We start from the raw sequence: 14,152 nt of genomic DNA, 5'->3' as shown, positions 1-14,152 counted from the left end.
CTTCACGTTACGCATCCTGCAGCATGGACACATATCGAGGCGCGTGCGCGCTAGATCGCCAGATAGCGTTCAAGCAACGACGCCGAGGCGTCGAAGTCGTCCCAACTTCCGGAGAATACCAACGCGCCTGAGTCCAACACCATCACGCGCGAGGTGCATTGCCGGGCGAACCAAACGCTCTGTTCGACAAGGAGAAGCGCGATTCCATAGGCGTCACAAGCTTCGACAATTTTCTCAGCAAGGTCTTCGACGATGACGGGCGCCAGACCTTCGGTTGGTTCATCGAGAAGCATCAGACGCGGCCGCGCTGCGATCGAACGCGCCACCGCAAGAACCTGCTGTTGACCTCCGGAAAGCTGGCCGCCCGGCCGGTTGAGAAGGTCCCTCAGCAGCGGAAATTTCGCTACGACTTCGTCGATGGTCGGCAGACCGCTGGCGCGTTCGGTCCCGATCTGCGCCAGGCGAATGTTCTCAGCCACCGTGATATGCGTGAATATCCGGCGATCCTCGGGCACCAGCGACATGCCGAGCCGCACGCGATCACTGGCGCTGATGTCGTCCAGCTCCTTGCCATCGAGCTTGACGCCGCCATTTACGATGGGCCCGGCATTCATCAGGCTCTTCAGTAACGTCGATTTTCCAGCCCCGTTTCGTCCAAGGACCGAAACCCGCTCGCGCGCCGCCAATGTCAGCGCCAGACCGTGAAGAATATGCGCCTTGCCATAGAAGGCGTCCAGCCGCTGAACTTCAAGCATGGCCATGTCCGCGGCCGAGATAAACGCGCCGCACCGTCGGATCTTCGCGCACCGGAATTGGATCGCCAACCGCGATCACTTCACCGTAATTCAAGACCATAAGCCGATCAGCGAGTTCGAATATGATGTCCATGTCGTGCTCGGTCATCACGATCGTCACGCCGGTTTCGGACTTCAACTTCGCCAGAAGCTGCGTCATAACTTTTCGATCAGATGGCGACATCCCGGCGGTCGGTTCGTCGAGCATCAGGATTTCCGGCCGCGTCGCAAGCGTGACGCAGAATTCGAGACGTTTACGATCTCCATGCGAGAGATATTGCGCCTCATCGCTCCAGCGGCTCCGTGCGAATCCAAACCGTTCCAGAATCTCTTCCGCCTCAATGCGCACCGTATCGGCGGGCGTCCAGCGCCACCAAGGCGCAGGATTCGCTCCAGCGGAACGAATTCGGGATTCGATCGCAATCAGCACATTTGTCTTGAGATCGACTTCGTTGAAGATGCGCGAGACCTGAAATGTCCGCCCGAATCCTTTCTGGGCTCGTTTGTGCGCGGGGAGGCTCGTGACGTCTTCGCCGCGAAATTTGATTATGCCGGCGCTGGGCGGACGCTCGCCGGTCAGGACTTTGAACAGCGTCGTCTTTCCCGCTCCGTTCGGCCCGATGATCGCAAAGGTCTCTCGTTCGACGACCTGCAGACTGACGCCATGGAGCACCTTGAGCGCGCCATAACTCATCTCGATGCCCTGGGCGTCGAGGATCACCGTTGTTCTCCTGAAGCAGTTTGGGGTCGAGCGCGCGCCAGGCTTCGGATCGCACCGAGAACGCCCTGAGGCGCGAGCAGCACAACAAGCAGCAAGCTTGCGCCAACCAGCATTTCCGAAACGCCGACAAAGGTGCGCGTGAAATAGTTCAGCGCGCTGAGACCAATGATACCGACGACGGGCCCCCAGAAGAATCCCACTCCTCCGAGCAGCGTCGCAAAGATCGGTTGCGCCGAATGCAGCCAGTTCACATAGTCAGGCGTCACGATCTGCCCCCAGGGCGGAAGCAATGCGCCGGCGACGGCTGCGAATGCGCCGGAAATGGCGAATGACAGCACGCGGATTCGCCAGACATCGATGCCGACAAATGCAGCTCGCTCGGGATCAAGTCTGACGGCCTGCATGGCGCGCCCGATATGTCCGTGGACGATCAGCCACATCAGCCCAACCGCGATAAGAGAAATCGCGAATACGAAGTAGTAATTCGCTATCGGATTTTTCAGATCGAGCAGGAACAGGCCAAAGTTCATGACCGGGCGTGGAATCGCCGACAGTCCCTCATCATGGCCGAAATAGCTGGAATATCCGATGAGCAAGACCAGCAATTGCGAAAGGGCGAGCGTCAAGACTGAAAACTGGATGCCGTGAGCGCGGCGGAGAACGACCAACGCCACGAGAAAAGCCGCGATCGCTCCCAGCGCGGCGCATATCACGACAACCAGCAGAAAGTTCACGGGGTAGCCGTATCGGAGCGCAGCCGCCGCCACATAAGCGCCAACGCCGAAGAAAGCCGCGTGCCCGAAAGAGACCAGCCCCGCATAAGAGAAAAGCATATTCCAGGATAGCGCGAAAACGATCTCGATCATCGCGAATCCCGCAATGAAGACGAGACCGGGATGCACCAAGAAAGGCGCGGAAACGAACGCCAGGAACAGCGCCGCGAGAGCCAAAGCCGGGACTCGCGTCATCGCGACAGCTCCGGATAAAGGCCTTGCGGACGAATGAGCACCAGAACGATCAACAACGCGTAAGTCGCAATCCCCGGCATTCCCGGAAGAACGACCGAATTCAGGCTTTCCGCCAGCCCGAAGATGATGGACGCAACAAGAGCGCCCCGGATCGAGCCCAGTCCGCCGACAATGACCGCGCAGAAAGCGGGAAGCAGATAGGAATTTCCGAGATCGAGAGACAGCGACTGGTTGGCGACAAGCAATCCGCCCGCGATCCCGGCCAGAGCAAAGCTGATCGCGACGGAGATCAGCTTCAGGCGCTGCACTCTCAGTCCGGAAACGTTCGCCATCCATGGATCACGGGCCACGGCGAGAATCATCTTTCCAAACCATAGGCGGTTCAGACCGATCTCGAGCGCGAGAAAGACGAGAATGCCCGCGCCAATGATGAAGAGGCCATAAATTGGCAAAGGCCGCCCGACATTTATGAAACCGCCCAACGCTTCCGGCGGATAGACGGCGTGGACGGATTGTCCGAAGACGACTTTGGTCAAGCCGTTGCAAAGCAGCAGAATGCCGAACGCGCCCATCAAGGTGTATTCCGCCGGCACGCCCGCCAATCTCCGGAAAATCGCGAGATCGGCGACGATGCCGATGCTTCCGATCAAGCCCCCCGCCAGAAGCGCTGCAAGAAGGAACAATGGCAGCGACGAAGCTTCCTGACCGGTGATCGCATGCGCGGCATAGGCGCCGATCATGAAGAACGCGCCGTGAGCGAAGTTGAAAATCTTCATGATGCCGAACGCAAGGGTCAAGCCCGACGCGACCAGAAAAATCGAGAGCCCCAGCACGAGCCCGTTGAAAAGAGCGTAGAGATAGAACGCCATCAGTTGTCGCCTTGCACAGCGCCGGCGGCCAATTGCCTGAGCTCGGCCTTCTGCACCTTTCCGATCGAGTTGACCGGCAGGCTCGACACGACATGCAGCCTTTCCGGGAATTTTTGCTTCGCGAGACCGAGCGCTTCAAGATGGCTCGTCATGTCCTGAAAGCTGAAAGGCTTCCCTTCGATCGGCAGCACAAAGGCGACCACGATCTCGCCGCGGGATGCATCAGGCATCCCGATAATCGCGGATTGCTTCACCGCCTCATGCCTCGCGAGAGCATTCTCTATTTCAAGCGGGCTTATATTTTCTCCCTTGCGGATGATGATATCTTTTTTTCGCCCCGTGATTTCCAGGTAGCGCCCGTCGATGCGCCGGCCAAGGTCACCCATGCGAAAGAAGCCGTTCTCCGTGAACGCGTCGACGTCATCGTTCGGATCGAGATAGCCGAGAAACATCTGCGGCCCGCGCACCACGATCTCGCCTGCGGCCCCTTCCGCGGCTTCAGTTCCCTGATCGCCCAGAATCTGGATGTCGGACGCGCATTCGCCGTCCGTATCCGCATGCGCTTCGGCTTCGCCGCGCGTGCGCAAGCCCGGGCAAATCAGCGGAACTTCCGTTGAGCCGTAAGCGCGTGAGACAGTGGCGTTCGGAAATTGTCTGAGCGCGCGGCGCACCAGTTCGGGCGGCACGCTGGCGCCGCCACAGATATATCGACGCAAAGACAGCAGGCGGGAGCCGGCGCGTTCGGCAGCGTCGATCAAACCCGACAGGAAGGGAGTCGCGCCCGCCATGAAGGTCGCCTGATGCTGATCAATCGCCGCCACCGCCTCATCGGCCTGCCAGCTCTCGGCTAGAAGCGCGACGCAACCGGTGATCCAGGGAAATTCGAAAGCGTAGATCGATCCGCCGATGTGGCCGATTGGCGACGGAATATAAAGGCGATCCCCCTCGCCCGTCTCCCAGAACGCGCCGGTCGCGCGGATCAGCACGTCAACCGCGCCATGGCTATGAATGACGCCCTTCGGCCGGCCCGTGCTTCCCGATGTGAAGAGCACCATCTTCATATCACCGGCCGACGCCGGCTCTGGCTCACCTGGAGCGTGTTTGATCAGATTCTCGAAGCTGTGCGCATTTGAGCCGTCGCCGCGCACAATGAAGATGTGGCGCGGCTGATAAGACAAGCTCGCGATCAAAGCGGGGAAATCCGCACCGCGAAACCGCTCGGGAATAAAGATCGCTTCGACGGCGCATGCAGGCAACATCACGCCAAGCTCCGCGGCGCGATAAATCGTCAGCAACGGCGCCAATCGATAGCCGAAGAGCGCCGCTGTCAGATTAACAACGCAGGCCTCCCACCAATTCGGCAGTTGGAACGCGACGGAGGCGCCGCGAGCGAGGCCCTGCGCCTGCATCGCGCCGCCAAGACGCAGCGCCGCGTCCAGCATTTCGGCTCGCGTCAACGCGCGCGTCCCATCGACGACCAGAACGCGGTCTGGGTCTTCGGCCGTCAATTCGCGCGCGATTTCACCCAGGCCGCGCCCATCAATCTTCATATAACGCTTTCCGCCTCGAAATGCGGCGAGCCTTTCATCCAACGCGGTCATCAAGATGTTCCAGTCGCACAGCGATCATCCTCCGGCGATCTCGCGCCGGCGGATAATCCAGCTTATCCGAATTTGAGAGCGACGCCGGGGGTCGGCGGGCCGGCGAAGTCTTTGCCGTCGACCCGGGCGAAGCTCACGACCTCCCAGCCGTCCGCATTGTTGGCCGGACCGAGCTGCGCATAGTTCACGTCGCAGATCGCCTGATGGTCCTCCTTCCGAAGCGTGATAGGCCCTTTCACTGAATCGAACGTCAGGCCTTCGAGCGCCGGAATGAGTTCCTTGCTCGCCTCGCCAGCGCCTTTCTTCATCGCAGCTTCAACGGCGAGCACCGCGCTGTGCGCCATCCCCACGAAACCATCGGGATGCTGTCCGTAACCCTTGGCGCGGAAGGTCTCGACGACCGATTTGGTGATGGGATTGTCGGGATAGGCGCCGTAGTACCAGTGGAATCCCGACCAGTAATTCGCGGGCGTCCGATTCTTCAACGCGATTGCGCCGAGAAATTCGCTCCCCGACGTGTAGAAGCCCTTGAGCTGCGAAGTCAGGCCAAGCTGGCCAGCCTGCTGCAGGAATGTAGATTCGTCCGCCCCGCCGACGCCGACGATCAGGCCATCAATTCCCATGCTAGCGAGCCGCGCGATCTCGTTGCGATAGCTCGTGGCGCCGAATTTGACCCAGATCGTTTCAGTCATCTTGATTTCGGCGTTGTGCAGCTTCTTGTAGGCTTCCGGCAGCCGGAAGTTGCAAACCTCCATCACCGAGCGCCCGATTTCCGCATCCGGCGCAATTGAACCCCAGATCCGCGCCGTCGGATATTTCTGCGCCATCAGATGAGAGCCTGCGCCAACGCGCTGGGCCGAATAGTCCGTCACGCGGAAATAATTGCGGACGAAGTCCTGATGCGTGAGGTTGTTTCCGTGCGCGGCGGCGCTGATGAAAATGGAATCAAGTTCGCTCATCACGCCGTTCAGAGCCAGCACGGCGCCGCTCACCAATCCACCGGAGAAGATGCGGATGCCATCGGCGGCCAGTTCGCGCGCCGCCGCGACGGCGGTGTCCGGCTTCAGCGCATCGTCACGGACGACGATCTCGATGTTGCGGCCGCGAATGCCGCCGGCGGCATTGATGGTCGCCGCGGCCATCTGCATGCCGCGCACATGATTTTCCCCGAATTGCGCATAGACGCCTCCGAGGCTGGTGATGCAGCCGATACGGATCGGGCGGCTCTGCCCGATCGCTGGCATCGGGAAGTTTGAAAGCGCCGCTATACCCAGCGCTCCACCGATAAATTCGCGCCTGTTTTTTTGCATTTGATCCTCCCAATTCGCGACGACAACAGAATGTCTACGCTTCAATCTTGCTTCTTTAAATTTTCCTTCATCGCTTTCACGGCGTTGCGATGTTCGTCCGAGCGCACGGTGATCGCCTCATAGGCGATCCCGGGATCCATCAGAGCGTTTGCAATTCGCTTGAGCTCCAGATTTATCGTCGTCTTGGTCCAGCGGATCGCATTTGTCGCGCCCCTCAGAAGCTTTTCGCAAAATGCATCCACATGCGCATCGAGTTCGGAATGCGGAACGGCGTAATTCACAAGGCCGATCTCGGCCGCTTTCGCGCCAGTGAGAAGCGTTCCCGTCATGAGATATTCTTTTGCGCGCGGGAACCCGATCAGTTGCGGCCAGATCACCGCTCCCCCGTCGCCCGCCACAAGCCCGACCTTGACATGGGGATCGCCGATCTTCGCATCGTCTGCGATGAAAGTGACGTCGCACAGCAAGGCGACGGTCGCGCCGAGCCCGACGGCCGGCCCATTGATCCTTGCGATGACGGGCTTTTCGATGTCGAGTAACGTGAACACAAGGCGCTTGGCGTCAGCGGCTTCGCGATCAAACTCCCTTGGATCGGCCTGAAACTCTTCCATGCGCTCGAGATCGCCGCCGGCGGAGAAGGCTCGCCCGGCGCCCGTCAGCACAATGACGTCGGAGTCGGGATCGGACATCGCGAAACGCAGCGCCTCGATAAGCTCGATATGCATGACCTTGCCAAAAGCGTTCAGCACACCGGGCCGGTTCATGGTCACGGTCAGCAACCTCTCGCGTCGTGACAGCATGACCGTTTGATATGACGGCAAGTCGCTCACGCCGCTCTCCACCGTTCGACTGCGACCGTTCTTAAATTGTTGATTGAGCCTCGAAGCGATGAACGAAGCAGCCGGGCGCGGTAAGTCCAGCGATGCAAGGGGTGTTCAAGCGTCAGTCCCATTGCACCCATGAATTGATGCAGATCGTAGACGACTTTTGTCGATGCATCCTGCGCGTAACCCAACGCCAACGCGGCGTCGATGGAATCGCCGCTTTGCGCCGCTTTCAGAGTCAGCCAATAACTGGCCTCCACTTTCGTCGCGGCGCCGGCGAGGCGATGTTGAATGGCCTGGAAGCTGCCAAGCGGCCGGCCAAATTGATGCCTCTCGCGGACATGTGAGACGACGGAGGCAAGCGCGCCTTTCAGCGCGCCCGCAAGCTCCGCCGCCAGAGCGACCCGCCATTGGGCGCGCACGGCTTCCGGGTCAGCGTTGAGCGGTCGCCAATCGAGCGCTTTCTTCAGAACCCCCATGGGAAAGGCGTACAGGCTCTCCACAGAAGCGACCGCATGAGGCTCGATCAGAGCGCTCATGATGCTGTCGCCGCCAAGAGAGAGCACCGATCGCGCCACCGGCAGGAAGCGAATGGCCTGCGCATGATCGCTTTCGATGATCGCGAGCGGGCGCGGCAAATCGGCTGCGAATTTTGGCCGCAACAGCGCCGACGCGGCGGCCTCGACCGCAATCGGAAGCGTTGCGAGTCTGAACGTCATTTCGGCTGCGGCCACTGGCCCGAGCGTTTCCTCGATCGCGCAATCCAGAAATCCGCTCTCTTCCAGCTCGCGATCAAACGCGTCTGACCATTCATAGCGATCCCATTGCGGCGAAGTCCGCCAGGCCGCGCTCTTGCCCTGCATCATCTGATCCAGAGCGGACAGGAACATCGCCTGATCATCGTTGGGATGGAGGCGCATCAATGAACGCCCTTGGGAAGATCGAGCCAATGGCGCGCAATGAGGCCGAGCTGAATTTCGGCGGCGCCGGCCGCAATTCCGGTGACAATCGCTCTTTCGTGGTGAGCCAGGAATGCCGGATGGCTACGCCCGTTGAAGGCGTCAGGCAAAAATTCCATCCCGAAGTCCGTGACTGCGTGATCGGCTTCAATCACAGCGACGCGCGCCATGCTTGCTTCAGCGCCAACGATATCGCCGCGCGCCTTCATGTCGACGGTTCGATACACCAGCATGCGCGCAGCCTCGCATGCGGCTGCGGCTGATCCCGCCCGCGCCTGCACGACAGGATCGGAGAAGTCGCCACGCTGCTTCAACTCCGACACCATGTCGTTCAAGACGCGGGTTGAAAGCTCATAACGGGGAATGCCGACGCGTTCATTGGCGAGCGAATAGTTGATGATCGACCAGGCCTCTCCTTCTTCTCCAAGGCGCGCCGCGGCGGGAACGCGCACATCAGTGAAGAATGTTTCGTGGATATCGCCATGCCCGATCAGGCTTGGAATCGAGCGCACCTCGATCCCTGGCGTCGACATCGGGACGATGAAGATCGCTATTCCGGCTTTGCCCTGACCGGCGCCAGCGCGCGCAAGAAGGAAGCAGTGCTCCGCCATCGCCGCGTAGGACGTCCAGATCTTCGTTCCATTGATGACATAGTCATCGCCATCACGTTCTGCGCGCGTGCGCAGGCTTGCGAGATCCGATCCGGCGTTGGGTTCTGAAAACCCCTGACACCAGATCGCCTTGCCCGCGACCATCTCAGGAATGAAGCGCCGTTTCTGCTCCTCGGTCCCGAACCGCATGAGCGTCGGACCGATCCAGTTCACATTCATATACTGCGCGCCGCGCGGCTCCCCGGCCGCCCACAGCTCTTCGCCGAGGATGAAATGCTCCCAGGTCGGGCGATCGCCGCCGCCCCACTCTTGCGGCCAATGCGGCACAAGAAGTCCGGCTTCCGCGAGCTTCGGGCAGAACTGAAGACTGAATTCCGTCTGCTCACGCGAGCCTGGACCGTGACGGGAAATTTCGTCCCAGTCCGAGGGCAGCTCCTTTTTCAGGAACTCCCTGATCCTCGCCCGATAGGCCCGATCTTCCTCGGTCCAATCGAAGTCCATTACTCTCCCCGATATCCTATATTATGAGATGAAAATCATCTCGCGTTGGCTGCGAAACTGCAAATTTGACAGCTGACTGTCAAGACATGTCTCGGCAATGATATTGAATCCATCTGGAATTCTGCTTAGTTTGCCGTCGGCGCTGAAGATTGAGGACGTAGCGTCCCACATAATGGAAGTAGGGAGATAGACATGTCTACGCTCGTCCTGACCGGCAGCGCCGGCGGAATGGGCCGCGCCATCGTCGCGTCGATGAAGGAAGCGGGATATCGGGTAATCGGCGTCGATCGACCTGCTTCCCGGCGTGATGACCAACGCCCTCAGCCGGACCGTTTCATTGGCGCCGATCTCGCTGACATCGCGCAGGTGCGACGCGTGATCGATGATCTGGCGTCAGAGGAACGCATCGACTGTCTGGTGAATTGCGCGGGCCTCTACGAAAAGAAAAAGGTCTTCGAGCTCACCCTCGATGACTTCGACCGCGCGATGACCGTCAATCTGCGCGCGCCTTTTCTCCTCAGTCAGCAGCTCGGTCGACGAATGGCCGACAGCGGAGGCGGCGTAATCGTCAATATCGCGTCAATCAATGGCAAGCTCGGCAGTCCCATTATTCCCTACGGGACGTCAAAGGCGGGAATGATCGGCTTGACCCGCAGCCTGGCCAAGACGATGGCGCCCTACAAGATTCGCGTGAACGCGATCGCGCCCGGCACGATCCGCACTCCAATGGCGGCGGATGTGGATCAGGTTCAAATGGAGCGACAGATGTACTCCATCGCAATGGATCGACTTGGCGAGCCCGGTGAAATCGCCAGCGTGGTGCGCTTCCTCGCCAGCGACGCAGCGAGCTACATGACCGGCAGCATCGTCGATGTCGCCGGCGGCTGGATGTCCTGAGCAGGCGATGCGACTCGAACTCTCGACCGACGATCTCGCATTCCGCTCGCTGGCGCGCGAATGGTTGCGCGAAAATGCACCGCGGAAGCGCGCGCCCCACGAAGGAAAAACGGCCCGGGACTTCGCGCTATCCTGGCTGTCAAAATGCCATGCGGCCGGCTGGTCAGGCATCGCATGGCCAATTGAATATGGCGGGCGCGGATTTTCTCCGACCCGGCTTGTCATCTGGTACGAGGAATATGTCCGGTCGCGCGCGCCCTCAGTTCTCGATTGCACTTTTGTTGGCCTCAATCACGCCGGGCCAACGCTGATCGCCTGCGGCTCGGAGGAACAGAAGGCGTTTCACCTGCCCCGGATTCTCGCCGGCGAATCGATCTGGTGCCAGGGATTCTCCGAACCCAATTCCGGCTCCGATCTCGCCTCGCTCAAGACCTCGGCTGTCGTCGACGGCGATCATCTTGTCGTCAACGGGCAGAAAATCTGGACGAGCTACGCGGATATCGCGGACTATCAGGAACTTCTGATCCGCACGGAGCTCGGATCGGTGCGGCACAAGGGGCTTTCGTGGGTCATCTGCGACATGAAGAGCCCCGGGATCAGCATCAGGCCCATCGAGAATATGGCGGGCGTCAGGCATTTCGCGGAAGTTTTCTACGACAACGCTCGCATTCCGCTCTCAAATGTGGTCGGCCCATTAAATGATGGCTGGCGCGTCGCGATGACCACGCTTGGGTTCGAGCGCAAGACGGCTGCGATGGGTCTTCAACTCGATCTCTCCATCAAGATCGAGGACATCATCGCCATCGCTGAGCCGGTTCACGGCTCCGCAATGGCGGAGCGGCTGGCGGATTTGCGCGCGGAGGCAGCCGCCTTGCGCGCGATGACCTATCGCGCTCTGTTTCGCGAGCCGAAAACGCCGTCGGACGGCTCGCTCGTGAGACTCTATTTCGCGGAGCTATCCCAACGCCTCCATCAGGCGGCCATGGATGTGCTGGGGGCCGAAGCGCTGACCGATAACTACTGGTCGCACGAATATCTCGAAGCCTACAGCGAAACGATTGCAGGCGGCACGGCCGAGATTCAACGGAACATCATCGCCGAGCGCATTCTCGGCCTCCCCAGGAGCGCCTGAGATGTCCTTTACGCTCGACCATGGCGAAGACCTCCGCCAAATTGTCGATTCCGCCGTTGCAATGCTTTCGGCGAATTATCCCGTGTCGCGGTTGCGCGCTGGCGCGCCGGATAAACTCTCTGCAACCGCCGAATTCGGAACATTCGCGCTCGCGCTGCCTGAAGGCGACGGCGGCGCCGGATTTTCAATCGTGGAAGAAGCGCTTCTCCACGTTGAATTAGGCCGGCATCTCGTATCCTCGCGCGCGCTTGCAACCTCGATCGCACGCGGTCTCGCGCAAGCGCTTCAGCAATCCGCGTTGGCGTCGCGCCTCGCAACGGGTCAAATAGAAGCCTGCATCGCGCTGCCCGCCGATCGGGGCTCGATCTTGCTGCCTGATCGAAGCAAGGCGGATCTCGCGGTCTGCTTCGACAAGGCGGGCCTCAAACTGCTTGAGATTTCGGGCGTCCCTGGACAGAGCGTGACGGCGCTTGGGCATATGGGCGAACTGCTGCGTATCGACGGTTCCGCTGCGGGGCTCGTCGGCGAAAGCCAGGACGCGTCGATGCTGGCCTTCGCGAATCTCCTGACATCTGCGCACATGCTTGGCATGTCGGAAGCGACGCGCGATCTTGCCGTCGATTACGCCAGGATTCGCGAGCAATTTGGAAAGCCGATTGGCGCGTTCCAGGCCATCAAACATCATTGCGCGAATATGGCGATCGACGCCGAGGTCCTGTCGGCGCAGCTCGATATGGCCGCTATCGCGACGCGCGACGCGCGGGAAGATCGCGATTTCCAGATCGCGGCGCTGCGACGACTCGCAGGCCGCACGGCGCTGGCCAACGCCCGCCGCTGCATCCAGATTCACGGTGGGATCGGCTTCTCCGCCGAAGCGGATCCTCATCATTACCTGAAGCGGGCCCATCTTCTAAGCCGCTTAAGCGTCGGGTTCGATATCCTCGGCATTCCCGCGCCTCTCGCGCCATTCATATCGCGCGACGCCTGGTTCGCCTGAATCGGAGAGAACCATGCGGCCTGGCGATGATCTCTTTTCAGGATTGCGGTTGCCAGTGATTTGCGCGCCGATGTTTCTCGTCTCTTATCCGGAACTCGTGCTGGCCGCCTGCAAGGCGAACATCGCCGCGGCCTGTTCCGCAAGCACCGCGCGCTCGGCGGCGGAATATGATGAATGGCTGGACCGTTTTGAAAGCGAACTCGCAGCGTACAGGAGAACAACCAGCCTCCCCGCCGGACCTTATGCAGCGAATATCAGTTTGCGAGCCGGAAAAACGGGCGCTCGCGAGCGGTTCGAGGCCGAGATTGGAGTCTGCAAGAAACATCGTGTCCCGCTTCTCATCACGATCAACGGTGCGCCCGATGAAGTCGTGCAGGAGGCGCATGGCTGGGGCGGAATGATTTTTCACGATGTCACCACCATACGACATGCGGAGAAAGCCGCCCGCGCCGGCGTCGACGGGATGATCCTGATCTGCGCGGGAGGCGGCGGGCATTCAGGCGGAATGAATCCGTTCATTTTTGTCAGCGCGGTGCGGAAATTCTTCGACGGCTACATCGTTCTTGCCGGCGGCGTCTCGTCCGGCGCGCATGTGCGCGCCGCTCAGGCGCTGGGCGCTGACCTCTGCTACATGGGTACGCGTTTCATCGCGACGCAGGAAGCGCGCGTGGCGCCGGAGTACAAGGAAATACTCCTGGATTCACGCGCCGAGGATTTGATTTTTACGCCATTCTTCACCCATGGCGTTCCCGCGAACATGCTGCGAAAATCGATCGACCGCGTCGGCTACGATCCCGCGAGGCTGCCCGCTTTCGGGACGGAAGAACCACACACAAACGCAAAAGCCTGGCGCGATGTCTGGGCGGCGGGCCAGGGCGTAGAGCTCATCGACGACATCCCGTCGGTGAGCGCGCTCGTTGATCGCCTTGAATTGGAGTATCGAGCGGAGCCTGTTCTGGCATCGCGCAGCCGATGTGAGACGATGGTCGAATCATCATGAGCGGGCTTGTTCTGCGCAAGGATGAGGGCGCGATCGTCACGCTGACGTTGAATCGGCCCGAGAAGCTCAATGCGCTCTCTCCGGAGCTCTTTCTCGAATTGCGGGCGCATGTCGACGAGATCGCGTCAATGGGCGATTCTGTGCGTTGCGTCATTCTGCGAGGCGCGGGGCGCTCGTTCTGCGCCGGCGCGGATATAGAAGCGTTGCGCGCCGGCGTTACGATGGCGGAGCCGGAATTCCGCTCCGAGACGCTGGAGAGGATTGGCGCTCTTCAACCCGTGAAGATCGCCGCAGTTCACGGCCATTGCTTCACGGGCGGCCTTGAACTGGCGCTCACAGCAGACATCATCATCGCGTCCGAGGACGCCAAATTCTGCGATACGCATGCCCGGCTCGGCATTCTGCCGCGCTGGGGACTGTCGGCCCGACTGCCGCGCCGCATCGGACCCGCGGCCGCCAAGCGGATCTCGTTGACTACGGAGCCTCTTGACGCGCCTGAGGCGCTACGTATTGGGCTATGCGATTATGTTGCGCAGCAGACGGAATTCGAAGAATTCGTCCACAGGACGGCCGCGAAGGTCGCGCGTCTGACGCCCTCTTGCGCTTTGGGCGTCAGGCATCTGTACGAACATTCGCTCACAGTCCCGCTCGCGGAGGCGCTCGCCTACGAGCGCGCCTACAGCAAGCCGCCGGCGCCGCAGATGGACTAGAGAGGTTTGAAGATCGCCGCCAGACGTTCCGTCTGCATCGCATCGGATATGACCATCGCCGGAGTTCCCGCACGTTTGCCAAGCTCATCCGTCACCGCCTTCAGATCGTCGGTCTCGATCTCGTAGATGGCGAGATATTTGTAAGGCTGCGGAGCGGCGCTGCGCTGAAAGTCGGCGAGCGAAAAGCGCTCGGCGCTGACGATCCCTGGAATGTCAACGACGTCGGCCAAATGATGTTCGAGTACCAATCATTGTACT

Annotated in this window: 15 protein-coding genes; 5 read left to right on the top strand and 10 right to left on the bottom strand. The window is 60.5% G+C overall.

Annotated elements, in window-relative coordinates:
* Positions 1 to 50 precede the first annotated feature (50 nt).
* The 9 genes from L8F45_RS28155 to L8F45_RS28115 form a co-directional block, all read right to left on the bottom strand.
* The gene (locus L8F45_RS28155) at positions 51 to 755 is read right to left on the bottom strand and encodes an ABC transporter ATP-binding protein (RefSeq protein ID WP_342363710.1); all 705 of its coding nucleotides are present in this window, start codon (positions 753 to 755) and stop codon (positions 51 to 53) included.
* On the bottom strand, positions 748 to 1,515 hold the full coding sequence (locus L8F45_RS28150) for an ABC transporter ATP-binding protein (protein ID WP_342363709.1): 768 nt from the start codon (positions 1,513 to 1,515) through the stop codon (positions 748 to 750). The genes L8F45_RS28155 and L8F45_RS28150 overlap by 8 nt, the downstream gene beginning before the upstream one ends.
* Positions 1,512 to 2,483 carry a branched-chain amino acid ABC transporter permease gene (locus tag L8F45_RS28145; protein ID WP_342363708.1) on the bottom strand — a complete coding sequence of 324 codons (972 nt, stop codon included), beginning with the start codon at positions 2,481 to 2,483 and terminating at the stop codon, positions 1,512 to 1,514. Before L8F45_RS28145 ends, L8F45_RS28150 begins: the two co-directional genes overlap by 4 nt.
* Positions 2,480 to 3,352 carry a branched-chain amino acid ABC transporter permease gene (locus tag L8F45_RS28140; protein ID WP_342363707.1) on the bottom strand — a complete coding sequence of 291 codons (873 nt, stop codon included), beginning with the start codon at positions 3,350 to 3,352 and terminating at the stop codon, positions 2,480 to 2,482. The genes L8F45_RS28145 and L8F45_RS28140 overlap by 4 nt, the downstream gene beginning before the upstream one ends.
* Positions 3,352 to 4,902, bottom strand: coding sequence for an AMP-binding protein (locus tag L8F45_RS28135; RefSeq protein WP_342363706.1), 1,551 nt, complete (start codon positions 4,900 to 4,902; stop codon positions 3,352 to 3,354). Before L8F45_RS28135 ends, L8F45_RS28140 begins: the two co-directional genes overlap by 1 nt.
* A gap of 113 nt (positions 4,903 to 5,015) precedes the next feature.
* Positions 5,016 to 6,263, bottom strand: coding sequence for an ABC transporter substrate-binding protein (locus L8F45_RS28130; RefSeq protein ID WP_342363705.1), 1,248 nt, complete (start codon positions 6,261 to 6,263; stop codon positions 5,016 to 5,018).
* Positions 6,264 to 6,304: 41 nt separating this feature from the next.
* Entirely contained in the window at positions 6,305 to 7,063 is a 759-nt protein-coding gene (locus L8F45_RS28125; RefSeq protein WP_342363972.1) for an enoyl-CoA hydratase/isomerase family protein, read from the bottom strand.
* A 26-nt stretch (positions 7,064 to 7,089) separates the two neighbouring features.
* A complete protein-coding gene (locus tag L8F45_RS28120; protein ID WP_342363704.1) occupies positions 7,090 to 8,007 on the bottom strand; it encodes an acyl-CoA dehydrogenase family protein in 918 nt (305 codons plus the stop codon).
* Positions 8,007 to 9,158 (bottom strand): acyl-CoA dehydrogenase family protein, encoded by a 1,152-nt coding sequence (locus tag L8F45_RS28115; protein ID WP_342363703.1) that lies wholly within the window; start codon positions 9,156 to 9,158, stop codon positions 8,007 to 8,009. The genes L8F45_RS28120 and L8F45_RS28115 overlap by 1 nt, the downstream gene beginning before the upstream one ends.
* A 192-nt stretch (positions 9,159 to 9,350) precedes the next feature.
* Here L8F45_RS28115 and L8F45_RS28110 point away from each other — a divergent pair, with 192 nt between their 5' ends.
* Genes L8F45_RS28110 through L8F45_RS28090 form a run of 5 tightly spaced genes read left to right on the top strand, consistent with a single transcriptional unit; the run spans position 9,351 to position 13,894 of the window.
* The gene (locus tag L8F45_RS28110) at positions 9,351 to 10,055 is read left to right on the top strand and encodes an SDR family NAD(P)-dependent oxidoreductase (RefSeq protein ID WP_342363702.1); all 705 of its coding nucleotides are present in this window, start codon (positions 9,351 to 9,353) and stop codon (positions 10,053 to 10,055) included.
* A 7-nt stretch (positions 10,056 to 10,062) separates the two neighbouring features.
* A complete protein-coding gene (locus L8F45_RS28105) occupies positions 10,063 to 11,187 on the top strand; it encodes an acyl-CoA dehydrogenase family protein (protein ID WP_342363701.1) in 1,125 nt (374 codons plus the stop codon).
* A gap of 1 nt (position 11,188) precedes the next feature.
* Positions 11,189 to 12,184 carry an acyl-CoA dehydrogenase family protein gene (locus tag L8F45_RS28100; RefSeq protein ID WP_342363700.1) on the top strand — a complete coding sequence of 332 codons (996 nt, stop codon included), beginning with the start codon at positions 11,189 to 11,191 and terminating at the stop codon, positions 12,182 to 12,184.
* 13 nt (positions 12,185 to 12,197) lie between these two features.
* Positions 12,198 to 13,184: an NAD(P)H-dependent flavin oxidoreductase gene (locus tag L8F45_RS28095; RefSeq protein ID WP_342363699.1), complete on the top strand. Its 987-nt coding sequence runs from the start codon at positions 12,198 to 12,200 to the stop codon at positions 13,182 to 13,184.
* On the top strand, positions 13,181 to 13,894 hold the full coding sequence (locus L8F45_RS28090) for an enoyl-CoA hydratase/isomerase family protein (protein ID WP_342363698.1): 714 nt from the start codon (positions 13,181 to 13,183) through the stop codon (positions 13,892 to 13,894). Before L8F45_RS28095 ends, L8F45_RS28090 begins: the two co-directional genes overlap by 4 nt.
* Here the strand turns inward: L8F45_RS28090 and L8F45_RS28085 are convergent.
* Positions 13,891 to 14,124, bottom strand: a complete 234-nt coding sequence (locus L8F45_RS28085; RefSeq protein ID WP_342363697.1) for a hypothetical protein — start codon at positions 14,122 to 14,124, stop codon at positions 13,891 to 13,893. The two genes, L8F45_RS28090 and L8F45_RS28085, sit on opposite strands and share 4 nt — an antisense overlap.
* Positions 14,125 to 14,152 lie beyond the last annotated feature (28 nt).

The organism is Terrirubrum flagellatum (genome assembly GCF_022059845.1).
Classification (GTDB): domain Bacteria; phylum Pseudomonadota; class Alphaproteobacteria; order Rhizobiales; family Beijerinckiaceae; genus Terrirubrum; species Terrirubrum flagellatum.
This window is presented reverse-complemented; position numbering and strand designations above follow the sequence as displayed.